20 protein-coding genes are annotated in these 21,833 nt (G+C 57.6%); 8 read left to right on the forward strand and 12 right to left on the reverse strand.

The window, feature by feature from the left end:
• Positions 1–16: 16 nt before the first annotated feature.
• The 4 genes from GOW48_RS16580 to GOW48_RS16595 all read right to left on the reverse strand — a co-directional run bounded on the left by GOW48_RS16580 (position 17) and on the right by GOW48_RS16595 (position 5,371).
• Positions 17–187: a hypothetical protein gene (locus tag GOW48_RS16580; protein WP_170755319.1), complete on the reverse strand. Its 171-nt coding sequence runs from the start codon at positions 185–187 to the stop codon at positions 17–19.
• Between the two features lie 82 nt (positions 188–269).
• Positions 270–3,362: an efflux RND transporter permease subunit gene (locus GOW48_RS16585; RefSeq protein ID WP_170755320.1), complete on the reverse strand. Its 3,093-nt coding sequence runs from the start codon at positions 3,360–3,362 to the stop codon at positions 270–272.
• Entirely contained in the window at positions 3,362–4,459 is a 1,098-nt protein-coding gene (locus GOW48_RS16590; protein WP_170755321.1) for an efflux RND transporter periplasmic adaptor subunit, read from the reverse strand. The genes GOW48_RS16585 and GOW48_RS16590 overlap by 1 nt, the downstream gene beginning before the upstream one ends.
• Before the next feature lie 507 nt (positions 4,460–4,966).
• Positions 4,967–5,371 carry an RrF2 family transcriptional regulator gene (locus tag GOW48_RS16595; protein ID WP_170755322.1) on the reverse strand — a complete coding sequence of 135 codons (405 nt, stop codon included), beginning with the start codon at positions 5,369–5,371 and terminating at the stop codon, positions 4,967–4,969.
• Between the two features lie 104 nt (positions 5,372–5,475).
• Here GOW48_RS16595 and GOW48_RS16600 point away from each other — a divergent pair, with 104 nt between their 5' ends.
• The 3 genes from GOW48_RS16600 to GOW48_RS16610 are packed head-to-tail and all read left to right on the forward strand — an operon-like array spanning position 5,476 to position 7,591.
• Complete coding sequence (locus GOW48_RS16600; protein ID WP_170755323.1) at positions 5,476–6,690, forward strand: GTP-binding protein; 1,215 nt, start codon at positions 5,476–5,478, stop codon at positions 6,688–6,690.
• On the forward strand, positions 6,687–7,322 hold the full coding sequence (locus tag GOW48_RS16605) for a DUF1826 domain-containing protein (RefSeq protein WP_170755324.1): 636 nt from the start codon (positions 6,687–6,689) through the stop codon (positions 7,320–7,322). The genes GOW48_RS16600 and GOW48_RS16605 overlap by 4 nt, the downstream gene beginning before the upstream one ends.
• On the forward strand, positions 7,319–7,591 hold the full coding sequence (locus GOW48_RS16610; RefSeq protein WP_170755325.1) for a DUF6525 family protein: 273 nt from the start codon (positions 7,319–7,321) through the stop codon (positions 7,589–7,591). The genes GOW48_RS16605 and GOW48_RS16610 overlap by 4 nt, the downstream gene beginning before the upstream one ends.
• A gap of 121 nt (positions 7,592–7,712) precedes the next feature.
• On the opposite strand, the gene ilvD is transcribed toward GOW48_RS16610, so the two are convergent.
• Positions 7,713–9,545, reverse strand: a complete 1,833-nt coding sequence (ilvD, locus tag GOW48_RS16615; protein WP_170353840.1) for a dihydroxy-acid dehydratase — start codon at positions 9,543–9,545, stop codon at positions 7,713–7,715.
• A 108-nt stretch (positions 9,546–9,653) separates the two neighbouring features.
• Here ilvD and GOW48_RS16620 point away from each other — a divergent pair, with 108 nt between their 5' ends.
• The 3 genes from GOW48_RS16620 (at position 9,654) to GOW48_RS16630 (ending at position 12,320) form a co-directional block, all read left to right on the forward strand.
• Entirely contained in the window at positions 9,654–10,199 is a 546-nt protein-coding gene (locus GOW48_RS16620) for a helix-turn-helix domain-containing protein (protein WP_170755326.1), read from the forward strand.
• Positions 10,200–10,281: 82 nt separating this feature from the next.
• Positions 10,282–11,136 (forward strand): 3-mercaptopyruvate sulfurtransferase, encoded by an 855-nt coding sequence (sseA, locus tag GOW48_RS16625; RefSeq protein ID WP_170353836.1) that lies wholly within the window; start codon positions 10,282–10,284, stop codon positions 11,134–11,136.
• The gene (locus GOW48_RS16630; RefSeq protein WP_170755327.1) at positions 11,136–12,320 is read left to right on the forward strand and encodes an amino acid aminotransferase; all 1,185 of its coding nucleotides are present in this window, start codon (positions 11,136–11,138) and stop codon (positions 12,318–12,320) included. The genes sseA and GOW48_RS16630 overlap by 1 nt, the downstream gene beginning before the upstream one ends.
• Before the next feature lie 118 nt (positions 12,321–12,438).
• On the opposite strand, the gene GOW48_RS16635 is transcribed toward GOW48_RS16630, so the two are convergent.
• On the reverse strand, positions 12,439–13,743 hold the full coding sequence (locus GOW48_RS16635; RefSeq protein WP_170353832.1) for an ammonium transporter: 1,305 nt from the start codon (positions 13,741–13,743) through the stop codon (positions 12,439–12,441).
• 32 nt (positions 13,744–13,775) lie between these two features.
• Positions 13,776–14,114, reverse strand: a complete 339-nt coding sequence (locus GOW48_RS16640; RefSeq protein WP_058273036.1) for a P-II family nitrogen regulator — start codon at positions 14,112–14,114, stop codon at positions 13,776–13,778.
• Between the two features lie 258 nt (positions 14,115–14,372).
• Between GOW48_RS16640 and GOW48_RS16645 the strand changes: the two genes are divergently transcribed.
• Positions 14,373–16,559 carry a transglycosylase domain-containing protein gene (locus GOW48_RS16645; protein ID WP_170755328.1) on the forward strand — a complete coding sequence of 729 codons (2,187 nt, stop codon included), beginning with the start codon at positions 14,373–14,375 and terminating at the stop codon, positions 16,557–16,559.
• Between the two features lie 60 nt (positions 16,560–16,619).
• Here the strand turns inward: GOW48_RS16645 and leuB are convergent, their stop codons facing one another.
• Positions 16,620–17,723 carry a 3-isopropylmalate dehydrogenase gene (gene leuB / locus GOW48_RS16650; protein ID WP_170755329.1) on the reverse strand — a complete coding sequence of 368 codons (1,104 nt, stop codon included), beginning with the start codon at positions 17,721–17,723 and terminating at the stop codon, positions 16,620–16,622.
• A gap of 91 nt (positions 17,724–17,814) precedes the next feature.
• On the opposite strand from leuB, the gene GOW48_RS16655 reads away from it, so the two are divergent.
• Positions 17,815–18,342 carry a redoxin domain-containing protein gene (locus GOW48_RS16655; RefSeq protein WP_170755330.1) on the forward strand — a complete coding sequence of 176 codons (528 nt, stop codon included), beginning with the start codon at positions 17,815–17,817 and terminating at the stop codon, positions 18,340–18,342.
• Between the two features lie 91 nt (positions 18,343–18,433).
• Here GOW48_RS16655 and GOW48_RS16660 read toward each other — a convergent pair whose 3' ends face one another.
• From GOW48_RS16660 to GOW48_RS16675, 4 genes are all read right to left on the reverse strand, one after another.
• Complete coding sequence (locus tag GOW48_RS16660) at positions 18,434–19,462, reverse strand: endonuclease/exonuclease/phosphatase family protein (RefSeq protein ID WP_170755331.1); 1,029 nt, start codon at positions 19,460–19,462, stop codon at positions 18,434–18,436.
• Positions 19,459–20,289: a hypothetical protein gene (locus tag GOW48_RS16665; protein WP_170755332.1), complete on the reverse strand. Its 831-nt coding sequence runs from the start codon at positions 20,287–20,289 to the stop codon at positions 19,459–19,461. The genes GOW48_RS16660 and GOW48_RS16665 overlap by 4 nt, the downstream gene beginning before the upstream one ends.
• Before the next feature lie 326 nt (positions 20,290–20,615).
• Positions 20,616–21,221, reverse strand: a complete 606-nt coding sequence (gene leuD, locus GOW48_RS16670; protein ID WP_170755333.1) for a 3-isopropylmalate dehydratase small subunit — start codon at positions 21,219–21,221, stop codon at positions 20,616–20,618.
• A 42-nt stretch (positions 21,222–21,263) separates the two neighbouring features.
• Positions 21,264–21,833 carry an HdeD family acid-resistance protein gene (locus GOW48_RS16675; RefSeq protein WP_170755334.1) on the reverse strand — a complete coding sequence of 190 codons (570 nt, stop codon included), beginning with the start codon at positions 21,831–21,833 and terminating at the stop codon, positions 21,264–21,266.

A 21,833-nucleotide genomic window follows, 5' to 3' on the forward strand; every position in this document is an offset into this window, starting at 1 on the left:
AAATGCCATAGCAAGCTCACTTCGGTGTTTCGCCAAAGAAACCTCCAAAATATGCGCTCATTGCCAACAACACACCAACCAGTATCACGATCACAAGCAGTGCCCCGCTACCTTTGGCAAAATATCCCAATGAAACTAAGCCAACCACGAAGATGCCGACTAGAAAGTAGAGTACCATATTGTCCATCTTTACCCCCGAATGAGTTGTCTAAACTCAACAACTACATGCTCCACAAAAAACGATCCAAAGACCGTTAAAAAAGGCGACGTCAAACCGCTTTCGGTGACTGTCGAATGCCGCTCAGCGTGGCGAACAAGACCGGGACCAGAATCATTGTGAGCATCGTACCCACCGTCAAACCGCCCATGATCGTGACAGCAAGACCGACCCAAAACACGTCTGGGAGTAGCGGTATCACACCCAAAACGGTAGTGGCGGCGGCCAGTACGACGGGGCGAAGTCTTGAGGCACCGGCATTCAAAACGGCGTCATAGCCCGGCTGACCTTCGGCCAAGTTGTCGTTGATCTGATCGATCAGAACGATTGCGTTTTTGATCATCATGCCCGCCAGGCTCATGCCCCCGAGCAATGCAACGAATCCAAACGGTGTGTTTGTAAGGAGCAGGCTCGGAACAATACCTATCAGCACAAAAGGTACTGTCAGGAAAATGACCAACGGTCTGCGGTATGAGTTAAATAGCCCAACGACAATCAGTGCCATGATCGAAAACGCGGGGATCATACCCGGAATCAAAGACGCTTGCGCAGACACTGTGTCCTCGTGCTCTCCACCCCATTCCATGCTGTAGCCCGGTGGCAAGTCAGCCTCCAAAGCTTCGAATTCGGCAAGAACTGCGGCGCGATAACTCGGCAGAGTTACGCTATCGATTGGATTGGCTTGCACAGTCAGAACACGGCGCCGGTCGCGACGATTGATCGTTGGATCTTCAGGCTGAATATTCACGCCGCGTACAACCTGTGCCAATGGGACAGGCTCAACAGAAAACGGAGACTGAAGTTGCAACAGTTCAAAGTTGTCGACGGCTGCCACATCTTCTGCGCCAGGCCGAACGATGATTGGCAGCAACTCGTCACCTTCGCGGTAGAGGCCGACCGAACGCCCGTCAAATGCACGTTTTGTCGTGTTTCCAAGATCTTCATAGGTGATACCGGTCCACCGTGCTCGGTCCTGGTCATAGTCTGGAACAGTTTTCAGGACACGGTTGCGCCAATCGGTGCGCGCCACTTTCGTCCATTGATGCTGATCCAGTATCGCAACTGCTCTGTCACCAATTTCGCGCAGAGTCTCAGGATCAGCATCCGATGGGCCGATGATGCGGTTCTCGAATGCCCAGGTGTTGCTGGGTCCCACACCGAATTGACGTGTGAAAGAGGTCGCCTCAGGCATGTTGGCTGATATCCAAAGCGATATCTCTTTGGTCATCTCGGGAATGTCGCGGTAATCCTCGACATTCACAATGACTTGCGCGTAGGACGGGTTGGTTCCCTCGGGGTCGACTGGCAGGTAGAAACGGGGCGGGCCAGCTCCGATAAAGCTGGCGATGCCGGTCACACGATCGTCCATTTCAACCTTTTCTTCGATCCGTGAGATCGCTTCTGACACGGCTTCAATCCGAGTTCCCTCGGGCGCGTAATAGTCGATCATGTATTTGGTCATCGACGAGGTCGGGAAGAACAGCTGCGTGACAGAGCCAAAACCAACCCCGGCAATGACCAAAGCACCCAAAGCCACCCCGATCGTCAGATAACGCACGCGGATCGCCGCAGCCAGAAAGCGGCGGTAAATCGCATAGAAACCGGTGTCAAAGGTCTCGCTTGCTCCACCTTTTGGCTCCGGTAGCATGGCAACGCATTGCAGTGGCGTAACCGTCATCGACAGCAACCAACTGACCAGCAGCGCGATCCCGACAACTGAGAAGAGTGTTCGGCAGTACTCCCCTGCGCTCTCGACAGATGCAAAAATCGGGTAGAAAGCCATGACCGCGACAAACGTGGCCCCAAGCAACGACATGGCAGGACGCGTTGCGGCTTCAATCGCGGCCTTTGCTCGGTCCATTCCTTGCGACATCCGTACCATCGCGCCGTCCGCTACGACGATCGAGTTATCTACCATCATGCCGAGCGCAATGATCAATGCACCCAAGGACATGCGCTGAAGATCTATGCCAAGTGCTGCCAAGGGTATGAAGGTGGCAAGGATTGTTAGAATCAGCCCACTGCCGATGATGATCCCCATCCGAACACCCATCGCCAAAGTTAAAACGACCAGGACAATTGCGACGGCTTGGGCAAGGCTCACCAGAAAACTGCTGACCGCAAGGTTTACGTCATCGGATTGCCAATGAACCCGTTCAACCTCGATGCCCATCGGCAGGCTTGCGATCAGTTCTGATACTCTCGCATCTACCGCCTCACCAACACTGACAACGTTGACCCCAGACTGGAAGGATATGGCCAACCCAATAGATGAAAGGCCATTATAGCGCATCATAGTTATCGGTGGGTCAATGTAGCCTTCTTTGACCTCAACGATGTCGCCCAGCCTTAGCAACTCTGGCCCACGACGTTGACCGCTTTGAGCCTGATCCAGACCACTCGGTCGGACGACTAGATCTGCAATGTCAGTTGGGCTTGTGAAGGTTCCGCTGGGCGCAATGCGCATGCGGTAGTCACCGACGTTTACCCGCCCTGCATCCACGATCGCATTCTGGGTCTGTAACGTGTTGAGAATTGTCTGAGCCGAGACTCCCAATGCGGCCAAGGCTTCTTCCCGTGTTTCCAGATAAATGACCCTGTCGCGTTCGCCCCAAAGATCGACGCGGCCGACACCGTCGATTAACGAGAGCTCTCGCTTGAAATCTTCGGCATACCCATCAAGCTCCTGAGCGGAGAACCCATCGGACGTCATCGCCAGCAGTAGACCGAAGACATCACCGAAATCATCGTTGATGGCAGGACGACCCGCGCCAGGGGGCAGGTCTGTTTCCACGTCTCTGACTTTCCGACGTAGTGTGTCCCAGATTTGCGGTAGCTGGTCCGACCAATAGTTCGGGCGAATTTCGACTTTAATCGTCGACACACCCGCCCTGCTTTCGCTCGAGATGTAATCAATCTCCTTAATTTCCTGGAGTTTCAGCTCGATCCGTTCTGTGATCTCTTGCTCAACTTCTTCAGGGCTGGCGCCGGGATAGAGGGTGGTCACAACCGCAGTTTTGATAGTGAACTCGGGGTCTTCTAGCTGCCCCAGACTAAAGAAAGCCGAAATGCCGCCCAACGTAAGCATGACTACCGTGAACCAAACGAATTTAGCGTTGCGGATGGAGAACGCCGCGAGACCCATTACTCTGTATCCTCGGAAAGTCGTGAAACTTTTTGGCCTTCTCGCAAAGAGTTCGCTCCGGCAGTGACGACCACATCACCAAATTCCAGACCTTCACTAACGGCCACCCCTTGTGACCGGGGCGTGCCAAGCGAAACCTTCCTTGCCGTTACGGTTTCTGAGCTGGCATCGAATACCCAGACATGCGGATCTGTTTCCCCTTCAGGCACGAAAACCGCGCTGGCAGGAACCATGATCGCATCGAATGGTTCGTGCCCCTCCTTTGGCTGGCCACGGACGCGCCCAGCCATACCGGGAAGAACAAGTGCGTCTTCCGGTTGATCCATAATCAACGTGACAGGGAAGGTTCGGGTCGTCGCCGAAGCCTCGGATCCAATCTCGCTGATTTCCGCCGGTAGAACCACATCCCCCAGAGCATCAAAAGTAACGGTGATGTCTTCAATGTGGGGGATCAGGGCGATGTATCGTTCGGGGATATCGATCACCACTTCGATGCGTTCGGCATCCAAAATGCGCAGCACCGGAGTCTGAGCGGCGACTTCTTCGAAATCTTCAATGTATTTGCCGACAACACGGCCATCGAACGGTGCTGCCAAACTCGTATAGGTTAAATCCAGAGTGGCTCTGTCCAGAGCGCCTTGAACAGAATTGATGGCCGCCTGAGCGGATGTCTCGCCAGCGATAAATCGGTCAAGTGTCGCCTGAGCTGCAACGTCCTTTTCGACCAGCGATCGTTGCCGATCTGTTTGCAACTTGGCGTTCTCAAACGTTGCCTGTGCGCTTGCTAGTTCGGCGGTAAGCCGGTCTACTTCGGCCTGGTATGGGGCTGGATCCAAGGCTGCCATAATGGCACCCTTCGTTACAAGGTCGCCAACCTGAACATCGACGCCAACAACATTGCCCGGTACGCGAAAGGCCAATGAGACTTCGCGCGCGGCCCTGGCTGTTCCGACAAAATATCGGTCATGCAAACTGGAGAGGTCGGAAATCTCGATGGCTCTGACAGGTCGAATAAGTGTTTGGGTCGCATCTTCTTCCTTCTCCCAGCAGCCGGTAAGCAACACGAAGGCAAATAGCCAACCAAAAATTCTCTTCATATCCCTCTCCCGTGCCTTCCGCGTTCCTTACTTCGTCGCTGTGAAGGTGGCCTAACTTGCGGATTTTGCGCCTAAAGCTGTTACAATTGTACGCGCTTACCAAACAAAGTCAAAAATACGAATTAGTTAAAGTGAGGCGAAGAGAAACCCGAGCACTTCTTGTCAAACTGAATAGACAACTTCGCAATACGTCGTCGTCTCGGTGCTGCTGTTTGTCTTATCGGCAGCTCAGAAGGCCGTTTTTCGAGTTAGTTTAGCTGCGTTAAAAGGTAAACGCGCGGAGGTTACACTGTGAATGAGCAAAGCCAAGGCGGTCGTTCGGACCAACGTGTGGAGCGGAAATGTCCGCTTTCTCGCGAACCGCTGCCATTGCTTACTTATTAGGTAATGGCAGCTTTGTCTGCAGAACCGTCATTCAGCCCAGGCGCGGCAAATGTCTGCTCCGAGCCTAAACCAAACGATGCTGCACGCTGACCAAACGGTTGCTCTGTGCGCATCTATGCCAGATCAGGCATCCCGCACTTCGGAAATCGATGTTTCGCTAAGCTTCTGGACAAGGCTCTGTTCGATTTCCTCAAGGACACCGGATACGCGTTTTTGCAACGCGTGCTCGACGGAACATGCAGGGGCTTCGCTGATCTCGTCAGAAGCGACCAAACGTTCATCAAGGGCAAGGTATACATCGGCCAGGGAAATTTCTTGCGGTTTGCGGGCCAGGCGCCAACCGCCTGCGTGACCCTTCTCCGAGGTCAGCAGACCCGCCTCTCGCAGCCTTCCTAGCACACGGCGGACCACAACAGGATTGGTGCCCGCGTGATCTGCGATGTCGGACGACGTTCGCACACGGTCCGGCTCTCCGGCCATATGGCTGAGTGTATGCAGAGCAAGCGACAGGCGAGAGTTTCGTTTCATGTGCGGTTTTTCTCCAAACGGATCATACATGTAACTTTTGTAGTTGCATTGGTCTAGTAACTGCGTAAGTTGCGAGAAATATTACATCAGCTTTGGAGCGGTTTATGTCAGATGAACGTCTTCCGGTCACGGTGCTTTCCGGCTTTTTGGGTGCGGGAAAAACAACTCTTCTCAACCGGGTTCTCAATAATCGGGACGGAAGAAAAGTCGCGGTTATCGTCAACGATATGTCGGAGGTGAACATTGATGCGGACCTGGTCCGGGCCGATACCGAGCTTAGTCGAACGGACGAGACGCTGGTGGAGATGTCAAACGGTTGCATTTGCTGCACCCTGCGTGATGACCTGCTTGGCGAAGTGCGCCGCTTGGCCACAGAGGGGCGCTTTGACTATCTTCTGATCGAATCCACCGGGATATCCGAACCACTGCCCGTCGCCGCCACTTTCGATTTCAGAGATGAATTCGGGGAGAGCCTGTCAGATGTGGCTCGGCTCGATACCATGGTCACGGTGGTTGATGCCGTGAACCTTCTGAACGACTACGGCAGCCACGATTTCCTGAGCGATCGCGGCGAAACCATGGGCGAAGAGGACGAACGCACCCTCGTGCATCTGCTGACAGATCAGATTGAGTTTGCCGATGTTGTCATCTTGAACAAGGTCAATGATGCAGGCCCCGAAAAGGTCGACGCGGCGCGCAAGATAATCCGAAGCCTCAATGCCGATGCGGAAATCATCGAAACCAACCAATCGCAGGTTGCAGCTGAAAAGATCCTCGATACGGGTCTTTTCGATTTCGAGCAGGCACATGAACATCCGATGTGGGCAAAGGAGCTGTATGGTTTTGCTGACCATGTGCCTGAGACAGAAGAATATGGTGTGGCCTCCTACGTTTACCGTGCAAAGGCTCCGTTTATCCCTGAAAAAATTCTTGCAGCCTTGAACGATGACATGCCGGGCGTCATCCGGGCTAAAGGTCATTTCTGGATCGCAACCCGACCAGAATGGGTGGCGGAATTTTCGCTGGCTGGATCGTTGTCGAGCATCAAGTCCATTGGAACCTGGTGGGCGAGCGTGCCCAAAGATCGCTGGCCCGAACATGTCGCGGCATCTGGCTACATGAAACAACATTGGGCAGAGCCTTGGGGAGACCGGCGGCAGGAGCTGGTTTTCATCGGTGCCGGCATTAACTGGACCGCTCTGAAGGCAAAACTGGATGCCTGCCTTGTTCCGACTGTCGTGGCAAGCGGACCAGACGCCTTGCCGCTTGACCTGCCCGATCCGTTTCCGGAGTGGCGTCGTGTTGAGGATGCAGCATGAATTTTGCCCGGAAGAACATCAAGGATGCCGCCATTGGTGTCGGTATCGCAGATGATCCAACGGCCTTGAGCACGTTCCTGAAGCCCGGCTGTGCCGCTGCGATCTGGCGTCGGCAAGCGCCGCCAGAGGTGCAATCCTGGTTGGATGGCGTTGACGTCGAAACTCTGCCTCGCGCTCGGGTTATCCTTCCGGCGCATGCAGTCGGTGAAACGGTCCAGCACCTCTTTGACATGGCCAATTTGCCCGCCGGGGCGGAACGCGACTGGCTTCAGGCGGATATCGCTGGGCTGGCCGACATGTTCTCAGACTTGATGATCGCCAGTTTCCTGCGACTGCGGTTGGACGTTGTAACAACCAACGCCTGTCGCAGGTTTCACATCGACGCCATCACTGCACGGCTTGTGTGCAACTATCGAGGCACCGGAACGCAATACGGAATATCGACCGACGGTACTGAACCGGAACGTGTGTTCACGGTTCAAACCGGCTCACCCATCCTCTTGCGCGGAACGCTTTGGCCTGCCGAGACACCTTCGGGTTTGCTACATCGATCGCCGCCCATCGAGCGAACAGGCGAAACCCGGCTCGTCCTCGTTCTCGACCCCGTGACCGATCAGGAAGACGAAATATGAGCGGCGATCTTGAACAAAGTAGCCTCCGCCGCAAACGTCGGACTGGTGATCCCATGTCAGCCTATGATGGCCTGCCAGCGCCTCTGAGACTGTGTTTGTCAGAAGCTGCCTTACCCTGGTCTCCCGTATCTGCACGCCGTTTGTGGTCGAAATCGTGCGCCAAGGGCCTGACAGAAGAAGAAACGCAGGCGTCGCTGAACGTGGCCGAGGCTAAAACGCTTGCCCGAGATCGGTATTCGACACTCTTTGATTTCAATACGCAAAACTGAAAAGTTTTACGAAGAATTGCCATTGGTGAAGTCGCAGCGAAAGCGCGGTTTTGTCCGCATGAAAGAACAAAAAACGGCCCACCCTAAAGGTGGGCCGCTTTTTTCTTGAGCGGTGTCTAACTCAAACCTGGCGCACAGCACCTTTGGCCGCGCTTGTGGTCAGCTTGGCATAGGCTTTCAGCGCCGTGGAGACTTTGCGTTTGCGCGGTGCGGCGGGCTCCCAGCCCTTCTCGTCCTGCTCGGCGCGGCGGGTTGCCAGTTCTTCGTCCGACACCGCCAGATGGATCGAGCGTTTGGGGATGTCGATCTCGATCTTGTCGCCCTGGCGTACCAGACCGATGACACCGCCCTCGGCCGCCTCCGGTGAGACATGGCCGATCGACAAGCCCGAAGTGCCGCCCGAGAACCGACCGTCGGTCAGCAGGGCACAGGCTTTGCCCAGACCTTTGGATTTCAGATACGAGGTGGGGTACAGCATCTCTTGCATCCCCGGACCGCCGCGTGGGCCTTCGTACCGGATGACGACCACGTCGCCCTCTTTCACCTTGCCGGTCAGGATGTCGTTCACCGCCTGATCCTGGCTTTCGCAGACATAGGCCGAGCCGGTGAAGGTCAGGCTGGCCGGGTCCACACCGGCGGTTTTCACGATACAGCCGTCACGGGCGATGTTTCCGAACAGAACGGCCAGACCGCCATCTTGACTGAACGCGTGCTCCTTGGACCGGATCACGCCACCTTCGCGGTCGGTGTCCAGTTCTTTGTACCGGTTGGACTGGCTGAATGCCTGCGTTGTGCGCACTCCACCGGGGGCCGCTTTGAACAGGTCTTGCGCCTTGGGGTTGTTGGCCACCTTGATGTCCCAGTTGGCAATCGCTTCGCCCATGGTGCCGGAATGTACAGTGCTGCAACCTTCGTGCAGTAGACCGGCGCGGCTGAGCTCGCCGAGGATCGAGAAGATGCCACCGGCGCGGTGAACGTCTTCCATATGCACATTCTCGGTATTGGGTGCGACTTTGCACAGACACGGCACTTTCCGGCTGAGCCGATCCATGTCGGACATGTCGAAATCCACGCCGCCCTCATGCGCGATGGCCAGCAGGTGCAGCACGGTGTTGGTCGAGCCACCCATGGCGATGTCCAGCGACATGGCGTTTTCGAACGCATCAAACGTGGCGATTTCGCGGGGCAGGAAGCCTTTTTCGTCGAGATCATAGTGGCGCTTGGTGATCTCGACGATGCGGCGACCGGCTTCAAGGAACAGCTCTTTGCGATCCGAGTGGGTGGCCAGCGTGGACCCGTTGCCCGGCAGTGCCAGACCCAGCGCCTCGGCCAGACAGTTCATCGAGTTCGCTGTGAACATGCCCGAGCACGACCCGCAGGTGGGGCAGGCATTTTCCTCGATATGCTGGACCTGCTCGTCGGTGAACCGGTCGTCGGCGGCAGCAACCATTGCATCCACAAGGTCGATTTTCTTGGCGTCCAGATCGGCGATGTCGATCTTGCCCGCCTCCATCGGCCCGCCCGAAACAAAGATCGCAGGGATGTTCAGGCGCATGGCGGCCATCAGCATACCTGGCGTGATCTTGTCACAGTTCGAGATACAGACCATCGCGTCGGCGCAATGTGCATTGACCATGTATTCTACCGAATCCGCGATTACCTCGCGCGAGGGCAGCGAATACAGCATCCCGTCATGGCCCATGGCGATGCCATCATCCACTGCGATCGTGTTGAACTCTTTGGCGACGCCACCGGCCTTTTCAACCTCGCGCGCGACCATCTGGCCAAGGTCTTTCAGGTGGACGTGACCGGGCACAAATTGCGTGAACGAGTTGACGATGGCGATGATTGGCTTGCCGAAATCGTCATCCCCCATGCCGGTTGCGCGCCACAGGCCGCGGGCGCCGGCCATGTTGCGGCCATGAGTAGAGGTTCTGGATCGGTATAGTGGCATGACGCTGTGTCCCTATTGCCTCGGGTTGCATGTCTTGGGGTTCGTACGTTATAGCGCACGTACCACATGTGCGCTATAACGCACAAGAGGATTCGAAAGACGAACGACATGACACAGGACGACATTACGCTGAAACTACGGGATGTGCGCGCAGCCTCTGGGCTGAGCCTGTCCAAGGTGGCCGAGATGACAGGCGTCAGCAAAGCCATGCTGGGCCAGATCGAGCGCGGCGAATCCAGCCCGACCATTGCGACCCTTTGGAAGATCGCCAAAGGGTTTCAGTTGCCGCTCAGCGCGCTGATAGGATCGTCGGTGTTGCGTGACCCTACGGATGAAAGCCTCTTTCGAACCGTGACTTTCCCCGGCAGCATCGAGGTCAAGATCGTCTTTCCCTATGATCCTGTTCTGGGTGCCGAGACCTTTCATGTCGATCTGGCCCCAAATCAGAGCCACGAATCCGCCGCCCACGCCGCGGGCGTTACCGAAGAGGTGTTCGTGCTGAACGGATCGCTAGAGATTCTGCGCGATGGCGAATGGGTGCCTTTGCAATCCGGGCAAGGGCTGCGCTTTGCCGCCGATCTGCCCCATGGCTATCGCGCTGGACCGCAGGGTGCCGCGTTTCTGAACATGCACCACTATGGTCAGGCCGGTTAAGCGGCCCGCTGCCCCCATCCAGTCTTGAACCTGCACCCCTGCGCGTATAGGGAAAACCCAAGCTCGCTTAGGGGAGGCTTTGATGCAGGACGATCCGAAAACCCTCGTTTCTACCGAATGGCTTGCGGCCCATATGAAAGACCCGGACCTGCGGGTTCTGGATGGGTCGTGGTATCTGCCTGCGCAGAACCGCGATGCCAAGGCCGAATATGACGCGGCCCATATCCCCGGTGCGCGGTTCTTTGATATTGATGAAATCTCCGACCGGCGCTCGGACCTGCCGCATATGGCGCCCCCGGTTGAAAAGTTCATGTCACGGATGCGGGCCATGGGCGTGGGCGACGGCCATCAGGTTGTGGTCTATGACGGTGCCGGGCTGATGTCGGCGGCACGGGTCTGGTGGCTGTTCCGTCTGATGGGGCAAGAGAACGTGGCCGTGCTGGACGGTGGCTTTCCCAAATGGCAGGCCGAGGGCCGCGAGATCGAAGACCTGCCCCCGGTGATCCGTGACCGCCACATGACTGTGCGCGTGCAGAACCATCTGGTGCGGGACGTGACGCAGGTCTCGGCCGCCGCCAAGCTGAATGACCACGAAATCATCGACGCACGCGCGGCTGCGCGCTTTGCTGGCACTGCGCCCGAACCGCGCGAGGGGCTGCGCTCGGGCCATATCCCGGGTTCGCACAACGTACCTTTTGGCGAATTATTGAACAAAAACGGCACGATGAAATCGCCCGAGGATTGCCGCGCCGTGTTCGAGGCCGCAGGCGTTGATCTGACAAAACCCGCGATCACCACTTGCGGGTCGGGCGTGACCGCCGCGATCCTTAGCCTGGCGCTGGAACGCTTGGGCAAGAAAGACCATTCGCTTTATGACGGCTCCTGGGCTGAATGGGGTGCCTTCCCGACCCTGCCCGTCGCAACCGGAGAGAACTGATGTTCGAGAACCTCAAACCGCAGCCCGCCGATAAAATCCTGGCGCTGATGCAGATGTACCGCGAAGACCCGCGCGATCAAAAGATCGACTTGGGTGTGGGCGTCTACAAGAATGCCGAAGGCGTGACCCCGGTGATGCGCGCCGTCAAGGCCGCCGAAAAGCGCATTCTGGAGGAACAGGAGAGCAAGGCTTACACAGGTCTGGCAGGTGATCCGGCCTATGCCGATGCGATGATTAACCTGATCCTTGGCGACGCCGTGCCGCGCGGCAATATCGCTGCCGTGGCAACGCCCGGTGGCACCGGTGCCTGTCGTCAAGCGTTCGAGATGATCCGCATGGCCAACCCTTCGGCGCGCGTCTTTGTGTCGAACCCAACATGGCCGAACCATCTGTCGATCCTGAACTATCTGGGGATGGAGACGGTTCCCTATCGGTACTTCGACAGTGAGACCCGTGGCGTTGATTTCGACGGTATGATTGTCGATCTGAAAACCGCCAAAGCAGGCGACGTCGTGCTGCTGCATGGCTGCTGCCACAACCCGACCGGGGCCAACCTGAACATGGTCCAATGGCAAGAGGTGGTGAACGTCATCAACGAGCTGGGCCTGGTGGCGATGGTCGACATTGCCTATCAGGGCTTTGGTGACGGGCTTGAGGAGGACGCGCAGGCAACCCGTCTGGTGGCCTCGTCGGTCAAGCGTTGCCTGATCGCGGCGTCCTGCTCGAAGAACTTCGGCGTTTATCGCGAACGGACTGGCTTGCTGATGGCGATCAGTGATGACGCAGCGCAAACGTCGCTTAACCAGTCGACGCTGGCCTTCCTGAACCGTCAGAACTATTCCTTCCCGCCCGACCACGGCGCGCGGGTTGTGACCACGATCCTGAATGACGACGCCCTGCGTGCCGACTGGGCGGCCGAGCTGGAAGAGGTCCGCCTGTCCATGCTGGGCCTGCGTCAGCAACTGGCCGATGAGCTGCAGCGCCTGACCGGATCAGACCGCTTTGGTTTTATCGCCCAGCACCGCGGCATGTTCTCGCGTCTGGGCGCAGCACCTGAATTGGTCGAGCAACTGCGCAATGATCACGGGATCTATATGGTGGGAGACAGCCGTTTGAATATCGCTGGTCTGAACTCCAACACGGTGCCGATTCTGGCCAGGGCAATTGTCGACGTAGGCGTTTAAGCCTATCTGAAACGCATATCAAAGCCGCGCCCTAGGGCGCGGTTTTTTTCATGCCTGTATGATCCAAAGAAAAAGCCGGGCGCGAACGCCCGGCTTTGGTTTGGGTATCTCAGCGATATTAACCCTTCGAGAATTCCGGGTAGGCTTCCATGCCCAGCTCGGCCATGTCGAGACCGTTGATCTCGTCTTCTTCACTGACACGGATGCCAAGGGTGGTCTTCAGGATGACCCACAGGATCAGCGCGCCGACAAAGGTGAACACACCGTAAGCTGCGATGCCCAGCAGCTGAGTGCCCAACGAGGCTTCACCATAGAAGATCACGGCGATGGTGCCCCAGATACCGGCGAACAGGTGAACCGGGATCGCACCGACAACGTCGTCCAGCTTGAACTTATCCAGCATCGGAACCGCGAAGACTACAATGACACCGCCCACGGCACCGATCCAAAGTGCACCGAATAGGGTCGGGGCCAGAGGTTCAGCCGTGATCGAGACCAGACCGGCCAGCGCGCCGTTGAGCACCATGGTCAGGTCAGGCTTTTTGTACAGCAGTTGCGTCAGGATCAGCGCGGCTACGGCACCGGATGCAGCGGCCATGTTGGTGTTGGCAAAGATGCGCGACACGTCGGAAACGTCACCCACGGTGCCCATTGCCAGCTGCGAGCCGCCGTTGAAGCCGAACCAACCCAGCCACAGGATGAACGTACCCAGGGTTGCCAGCGCCAGGTTCGAACCGGGCATCGGGTGGACTTTACCGTCTTTGTACTTGCCGATACGCGGGCCCAGAACGATCACGCCTGCCAGAGCGGCCCAGCCGCCGACCGAGTGTACAACGGTCGAACCAGCGAAGTCCGAGAAGCCAGCTTCAGACAGCCAGCCGCCGCCCCACTGCCACGAACCAGAGATCGGGTACAGGATGCCGGTCAGAACAACGACGAAGATCAGGAAGGGCCACAGCTTGATACGCTCGGCTACTGCACCTGACACGATCGAGGCCGTTGCGGCAACGAAGACCAGCTGGAAGAAAAAGTCCGATCCGATCGAGGCATAATCCAGCGCCGCATCCGCAGACGCAATGCCAACCGGATCAAGAACGGTCTGACCACCAAGGGAGAAGAAACCGTTAAAGTCGCCGGGATACATCGTGTTGAAGCCAACCAGCCAATACATGATCGCCGCAATCGAAAACAGCGCGATGTTCTTGGTCATCTGCATCGCCACGTTCTTGGAGCGCACAAGGCCACCTTCCAACATGGCAAACCCGGCCGCCATGAAGAAGACCAGGAAACCAGCCATCAGGAACAGCAGAGTGGTGAAGATATAGCCCACGTCCTCCATCGACGAAGGCGGGTCATTAGCGAAGGCAGCCGCAGGAAAGGCGACCAGCACAGCGGCTGTGGTTAGAATTCGGTTTAGTTTCATTGGATATCTGTCCTTTTGCGGGTGGGGGCGCCTTACAGCGCCTCTTCGTTCGTTTCCCCGGTCCGCACGCGCAGGGCCTGCTCGACATCAAGGACGAAAATCTTGCCGTCGCCGATCTTGCCGGTCTTGGCGGTTTTGGTGATGGTTTCGACGATCTGGTCGGCCATCGTGGCGGGCACCACGATTTCCAGCTTGATCTTGGGTACGAAGTTCACGGCGTATTCGGCGCCGCGGTAAATCTCGGTGTGACCGGACTGCGAGCCGAAGCCCTTGATTTCGGTCACCATCATGCCGCGCACACCGGCCTCGGTCAGTGCCTCGCGCACCTCCTCCAGCTTGAACGGCTTGATTGTCGCAATGATCAGTTTCACGTTGATCCCCTCTGCTTCCCGGTCTGTCCGGCTTGTTTGCACTCGCAGCAAAAAAGCCTGACTGGCCGCGTTTAGGAACGCCGAGAGCAGCCATACGCTGGGGAAATTTGCGGCGAGGTGCACAATTTTTGCACAGAATGAGGACAACGCCTAAAAATTGTGCACAATAAGGAAGCGATTTACCTGAAATTCAGACCTCAACTTCATTGGTCGGGCAAGGTATGGTGGCTCAAAACGATAACCGGGCAGAGTTCGGAAATGACAGATTCCAGGCGTCGCAAATCCCCTTTGGTTGCGGACAAAAGATACCCGTCCAAGGGTCGTAAACCCCGGGCGACCAAGCGCACCGCGAAACCTGCGGGCAAGAAGGCTGTCGCACGCAAGACCACCACCCGAAAGTCCACCCGTAAGAAAACACGTAACAAATCAGGTGGCAAAGGGGGCGGGATTTTCCGCCGCATGTTCCGTTGGCTCTGGCGTATGGTCTGGGGCGTGACCTGGCGCGTGGGGGCCGTGTGCGCGCTGTTGCTCGCGTTGGCGATCGGTGTTGTCTACACCTCACTGCCTGATGTTGATTCGCTGTTGGACGGACGCGCGCGGGGTTCCGTGACGATGCTGGACCGCGAGGGTAAGGTCTTTGCATGGCGCGGCGACCAATTCGGCGGCGTGATCACAGCAGATACCGTTTCACCGCATCTGAAACACGCGGTCATCGCGACCGAGGATAAACGGTTCTACCGTCATTTCGGTGTCAGCCCCCGTGGTGTGGCAAGTGCCGTGCGTATCAACCTTAGCGAAGGACGGGGGCCGTTGTCGGGCCATGGGGGCTCGACCATCACGCAGCAGACGGCCAAGTTGCTGTGTCTGGGTGTGCCCTATGATCCGGCCGAGTGGGAGTCAGAGGCCGCATACGAGTCCGATTGCCGACAGGGTTCGCTCTGGCGCAAGGCAAAAGAGGCCGTCTATGCGATGGCGATGGAGGTGAAATACTCCAAGGACGAGATTCTGACGATCTACCTCAACCGTGCTTTCCTTGGCGCTGGCGCCCGCGGGTTCGAAGCCGCCAGCCAGCGTTATTTCGGTATTTCAGCGGCCGAGGTTTCACCGTCCGAGGCGGCGATGCTGGCGGGCTTGCTGGTCGCCCCCACCCGCTATGCGCCGACCAACAACCTGCAACGATCGCAGGACCGGGCGCGGCTTGTTGTTGGGTTGATGGAGGATCAGGGATACCTGTCCGCCGCGCAGGCCAGCGAGGCGCGCGCACGGCCGGCACAACTGTCCGAGGCCGCGGCTGCGCGCGCAGGCGGGTATTTCGCCGATTGGGTCATGGCCAGCGGACCCGAGTTCTTTACCCGAAACACCACTGAGGATGTGGTGATCCGCACGACTCTGGATCAGCGGCTGCAGAAGTCGGCGGAAGAAGCGTTGCAATATATCTTTCAGGAAAAGGTGCGTGAAGGATCCAAGGCTCAGGCCGCGATTGTCGTGATGTCGGCGGATGGTGCGGTGCGCGCGATGGTCGGCGGGCGCAAGACCCGCGTCTCGGGTGCGTTCAATCGCGCCACACAAGCACTGCGCCAGACCGGATCATCTTTCAAACCTTTCGTTTATGCGACTGCGCTTGAGCTGGGCTATTCGCCGCTGGATACGGTGATGGACGAACCCTACTGCATCGATATTCCCGGTTCGGGACCATGGTGTCCCAAGAACTATACCAACAAGTTCTATGGCCGGGTGACATTGGCAGACGCACTGATGAACTCGCTGAATATCCCGGCGGTGAAGGTGGCCGAGATATCGGGGCTTGATAACGTACGCACTGTTGCCAGCGGTTTTGGCATCGCAAACGACCTGGCCGAGGGGCCAGCTCTGGCGCTGGGCGCGTCCGAGAGCACGCTGATCGAGATGACCGGCGCTTATGCGGGTATCCTGAACGGCGGTTCGTCTGTCGAGCCTTATGGCCTGACTGAACTGAAGCTATTGGGCGATGAAACGCCTGTCATGGTGACGACAACTGGTATCGGCGAACGTGTGATCAACGATAAGGCGGCCAAGCAGTTGACCTGGATGATGGAGCGTGTGGTGTCCGAAGGGACCGGCGGGCGCGCGAAACTGCCGGGTTGGCAGGTGGCAGGCAAGACAGGTACAACGCAGGCCGCTCGGGATGCGTGGTTTATCGGCTTCACGGCGGATTACGTGGCTGGTGTATGGATGGGGTATGATGACAACACGCCCCTATCCGGTGTTACCGGAGGTGGTTTGCCCGCCGAGATCTGGAAAGAGACAATGGTCCGCGTGACCGAGGGGATGACGCCCACACCACTGCCGATATTGGCACCGGACCCGCCCGTCAGGACCGCTCAGCCACAGCAACAGCGTCGTAAAAAGCAAACCGGTTTGGATCGGGCCATCAATAACCTGCTGAACAACATTTTCGGGAATTGACCGGCCCAAGAAAAAGGCGGTGCACTGGGCACCGCCTTTATTTGACTCGGGTCGAGGGGATTAGACGCTTTCGTCCAGCGCCGCCAGAATCGCGTCACCCATTTCAGTGGTCGACACAGGCTGTACGCCCTCTTCGGCCAGCAGGTCAGCGGTGCGGACACCATCGGCCAGCACTTTTTCAATTGCCGCTTCCAGGCGATCCGCCTCATCTCCTTGATCAAAGCTATAGCGCAGCGCCATAGCAAAGCTGAGGATACAGGCAATCGGGTTGGCCTTGCCCTGACCCGCGATATCGGGGGCCGAGCCGTGGACGGGTTCGTACATCGCCTTGGGACGACCGTTGGCCATGGGCGCACCCAACGAAGCGGATGGCAGCATACCCAACGAGCCGGTCAGCATCGCCGCACAATCCGACAGGATATCGCCGAACAGGTTATCGGTGACGATCACATCAAACTGCTTGGGCGCGCGCACCAACTGCATCGCGCCGTTGTCAGCATACATGTGGGTCAGCTCGACCTCGGGGTAATCGGCGGCCACACGGTCTACGACCTCGCGCCACAGGATGCCCGATTCCATCACGTTGGCTTTTTCCATCGAGCACAGCTTTTTGTTCCGGCGCATCGCCAGTTCAAAGGCCGAGCGCGCGGCGCGTTCGATTTCGGACTCGGTGTAACGCTGGGTGTTGATGCCCACGCGTTCATTGCCTTCGTTGAAGATGCCGCGCGGTTCGCCGAAATAGACGCCCGAGGTCAGCTCGCGCACGATCATGATGTCCAGTCCGGCCACGATGTCTTTCTTCAGCGACGAGAAATCGGCCAGCGCGTCAAAGCACTGGGCCGGGCGCAGGTTGGAAAACAGGTCCATTTCCTTTCGCAGGCGCAACAGGCCGCGTTCAGGTTTTACGCTGAAATCAAGATCGTCGTATTTCGGGCCGCCCACGGCACCCAGCAGAACCGCGTCCACCTCTTGTGCTTTGGCCATGGTTTCATCCGAAAGAGGCTTGCCATGCGCGTCATAGGCGGCACCGCCGACCAGATCCTCGCTCACGTCAAAGTGAAGGCCGCGCTTGTCGCCGAACCATCCGATGATTCTGCGCACTTCGGCCATAACTTCCGGGCCAATTCCGTCTCCGGGCAGGATGAGGAGCGAAGGGTTGGACATGAAGGATCTCCTTGCGTTTCGTCGCACAGGGCCTAGCGTCTGGACCCGAGCGGGTCAATGAGACGATCCAGCCAAATCACGAGGAAAACACATGTTAACACCGGGAAATCCTGTTCCAGGCCTGAAAATCGATACCGTCAGCCACGGAAGTTTCGATCTGGATGCCGATAAGGGTGAAAACGGCACGCTGGTGATTCAATATCGCGGGCTGCATTGCCCCATCTGCATCAAGCAGATGACCGAGGTAGAGGCCGCGCTGGACGATTTTGCCGCTCTGGGTGTCGAGGTGATCATGGTGACCACGGATACTGCTGAACGTGCTGCGGAAACTGCCGAAAAAGCCGGGGTGTCGCGTCTGCGTGTGGGTCACAGCCTGCCTTTGGCCGCCGCGCGTGAGGATTGGGGGCTGCAAATCTCAACCGCGCGCGAGGGCAGTACCGAGCCCGCGATGTTCGCCGAACCCGGCCATTTCTACATCGGGACAGACAGGACGTTATACTACGCGTGGCAGCAGACTACGCCGTTTGGCCGCCCGGCCATTTCTGATATCGTCGGCGGCCTGAAATTCACGTTAGGCAATGATTACCCGCCGCGTGGCACCTATACCGGCCCGCTCTGATTGAATTCTGTGACGCAGCCCGGATATCTGCTGGTCCGGGCTGACGTCCTGTGCAGGGTTTGTATTCCTGCTGATATCGCTTTTAGAGCCTCTATGGCTGGGTTAGGTCGACCCATACCAGACGGTGGCGACTGGCTGCTTGCGCCTCTTTTCGCCAGCCTGTGTCTGTGTCGGGCCAATGAATGCCCGCGTCCACCACACGCAAATACGTCGAGGGCAGAACGTAGTCGACCCGCATTTCCCCAACTGCTTTCCAACTGACCGTGGCCGTGTTGCCGGTTGGGTCCGCAGGCTCGGGGTCTTGCAGACGTTGGTCTTCCAACAGCATGCGAATGGCCTCTTTGCGCCCTTCGCCCCGGGACGGGTCCAGGTTTGCGTCTCCGGCAATGACGAAAGCCGCATGGGGTGGTGTGCCGATCCGATCGTCTAAAAGGGCACGCCACAACAGGATTTCATCTTTGTTACGCAGGCCATTGCGGTCTTCAGGCCCGTCGAACACTGGCGGCGCCGCGTGGAAGGTTAGTAGGTCCAATGGCCCAAAGGGCGTTTCGATCGGAACAACCCAATGCCCGACGGACGACAAGCGCTGAACGCGGTGCGCCGCGTCGGATGGGAAGGGGGCACCATCCTTGACTGGTAGCTGCGCATCGGGTGCATTGCGCCACAGCAATGGCGTGAAATCCTGAACGCCTTCACGCACAATGGGATAGCGGGACAGAACTACTATGCCCGCCTGACCAGTAAAACGACCCCAACCCTGAGCGTCTCCGGGACCATGTGTGCGACCGTCGCCATCCAGATCCAGATCGGTTTCCAAACCTGCGTTTGGTTGTGCGGAAAAGTGGTGCAGATAGTCCAGCCCAGCCAAACGCAGCTCGGACTTCAGAGCAGCAAGCACTTCGCCATTCAGGTCCCAGTCGACACCCTGTAGCGCAACGATATCGGGGCGGGTCCGAGTCAGAACCGCGACCACGGCCTGTACCTGCGGATCGCCGCGCCGAATATCGCGCAGCAGCAGGCCGGGGCCGTCACGGCTGAGCTCGGTGTTGAATGAGGCTACACGGATGGTTTCTGCCTGCGCTGCAAAGGGTAGCAGCAGCAAAAGCAAGACGCGGATCATGCGGTCTGTGTGGACTCGGTTGTTGAATATGCGCGGCGCTTTTCGACGATCAGGTTCGCAATGCGCAGGGTGGCCATACCGCGCATGATCATGCTGGCCGGCAGGAAGGCCCAGGCGCTCATGGTCCAGATCAGCGTCTGCGGGTTAGTGAGCGAGATCGGATTCGCATAGTCGGTCAGCAGTTTGATCAGCGCCGGTATCAGGAAGGGCAGCAATACTCCGATCGAGATATTCAGACGACCGTCTCGCTGCAGGCGGGTGACGACGTCTCCGCCTTTGGTGGGGTCGAACAGGGGTAGGTTGGTCCAGACATTGAACGCGCCATTGCCTGTGGGCCACCCGCGCAGTTTAACCGCATATGCAAAGCTGCCGATCGTGGCCAGCGCAGCCACATACGCAACGCTGGCTGAAATGCGAACCAGTTCGGTCAGTGGAATGCTTGCGTCAACGGGCAGCATAAGAACTATCAGCCGAACGGGCGAATACGGGAAATCGACGACATTCGCGACACCAACGCCTATCGTGTAGAATACCTCGGTCAGAGCGGTCGGCGCGTAGGCATTCTTGCAGATCAGTGTCAGGAACATGATCATCGATACAAGTCCGACGAACCTCAGGCGGTTTACAGGCGGCGCATCTCGGAATTCGATAAAGCTGGGAAAGGCCGAGTTATATTCAGCAAACGTCAGGAAAAACGCGAGAATGGCGAGAAACACGACGATCTCGGTCCCATTCGTTGACGATACGGGCAGATACAACGCGGGGGTCAGCACCATAAGTGCAACCAATATCCCCCGAATTGCCGCCCCTGTTGTGCGCGCAATCACTATCCGAACCCTTTCAAACTGGATAGGCCGATTCTTTGCCGACTTCTTTCCAACTTGTGCCCGCCGTTGATTATTCTGACGGATGCCTCTTTAGCGCCAACACTGGCCCCCTGAGGCACTTCGCTCAAGCCAAGGTGCAGAAAACACGCCATTTTGGGCAAAAAGATGGCAAAACTGGTGCGGGTTTGCATCATTCGTGTCGCAAATCCGACGCGGTATTTAAGATGCCCGCTACATGTTGTGGTTGCGTTAATCTCGACCCCAAGAATGCGAAAAGGGCCGCTGACGCGACCCCAATAAGTTGAGTGCTTGCAGAATCGAAAGAATCAGACCCAGGGGCGGGCCTGGCCTGCGTGATCCTCGAACTTGTCGATGTGGTGATCTTTCTCCATGGTCAGGCCAATGTCGTCCAGACCGTTCAGCAAGCAATGTTTGCGGTGCGGGTCGATGTCAAACGTGATCTCGACGCCGTCCGAAGTGGTGATCTTCTGCTCTTCCAGATGCACGGTCATGCGGGCGTTTGCACCTTTGTGCGCGTCATCCATCAGGATCGCATGGTGCTCGTCCTCGACCACGATGGGCAGGATACCGTTCTTGAAGCAGTTGTTGAAGAAGATGTCGGCAAAGCTGGTCGAGATCACGACCTTGATGCCGAAATCCTTGATCGCCCAGGGCGCGTGTTCGCGCGACGAACCGCAGCCGAAATTGTCGCCGGCCACCAGAATCTCGGTGTTGCGATAGGCGGGTTTGTTCAGAACGAAATCTTCGTTCTCGCCGCCGTGGTCGTGATAGCGCATCTCGTCAAACAGCACGACGCCAAGGCCGGACCGTTTGATCGTTTTCAGGTGCACTTTGGGGATGATCATATCGGTGTCGATATTGATCAGCGGCATTGGGGCGGCCACCCCGTGGACTTTTTCGAACTTTTCCATCTCTACACTCCTGCAGGGGAGGGCCGCGCCCGTGCCCTGCTTTTAAGCTTGTTTCGCTTCTGTGGTTTCGTCAGGTGATAGGGCGGCATCGGGGTTGTTCTTGACGAAGAACGCCATGAAGACCAGACCAAGCCCGTTGAACAGCATCTCGATCCCCAGCAGAATGCCCAGCAACTGGAACAGTACCGCAGGGTCGGTGGCAGCAAAGCGCCAGATCAGGACGGCCAGAACAATCGACATCACGCCCGAGATCAGCGTTGCCCAGAAATACTGTGTGCCACGCATCTGGAACGACAGGATAACCCGGGCGATACCGCCAGCCAGAAACAGGATCAGGCAGACGGTTGCCAATGTCAGCGTGCCCTCAAGCGGATGCATCCAGAAGGACCATCCAAGGAACACCATCACCACACCCATGATGAGCGACAGGATCTTGTTACCGGTGCCCTCGACCGTAAAGCCGCCGACAATCTGCAACACACCCGAAATCAGCAGTAACACACCGGTTACCACCGTTACTGCAATAGACGCCACCGCGGGCGCGCCCAGCACAAAGATGCCAAACGCGATGGACAGAAGCCCCAACAGCAGCCATTTGATCCAGTCACTCAT

The organism is Ruegeria lacuscaerulensis (assembly GCF_013033355.1).
Lineage (GTDB): Bacteria > Pseudomonadota > Alphaproteobacteria > Rhodobacterales > Rhodobacteraceae > Ruegeria > Ruegeria lacuscaerulensis_A.